This is a genomic window from Priestia sp. SIMBA_032 (assembly GCF_046535215.1).
Classification (GTDB): domain Bacteria; phylum Bacillota; class Bacilli; order Bacillales; family Bacillaceae_H; genus Priestia; species Priestia aryabhattai.
Window position 1 is genome coordinate 1 of sequence record NZ_JAWRXD010000359.1, and the last position, 311, is coordinate 311.

The following is a 311-nucleotide window of genomic DNA, read 5'->3' on the forward strand; positions in this document are numbered from 1 at the left end:
ATTTAATTATGACGACGATTCAGCTATTTGAACGTGTTCCAGAAGTATTAGAGTTTTATCAGCGTAAGTTCCAATATATTCATGTTGATGAGTATCAAGATACGAACAAAGCGCAATATCTTCTTGTTAAACATTTGGCAGCACGTTTTAAAAATCTTTGCGTTGTAGGTGACTCTGACCAGTCTATTTATCGCTGGCGTGGTGCAGATATTTCTAACATTTTGTCATTTGAAAAAGACTATGAGAATGCACAGGTAATTTTGTTAGAACAAAACTATCGTTCGTCACAAAATATTTTAAATGCAGCGAAT

1 protein-coding gene is annotated in these 311 nt (G+C 34.1%); it reads left to right on the forward strand.

All coding sequences use genetic code 11. The annotated features are described in order from the left end of the window. Positions 1 to 311: UvrD-helicase domain-containing protein (locus SB717_RS34755; protein WP_410907418.1), on the forward strand; the 311-nt coding region annotated here is incomplete at both ends.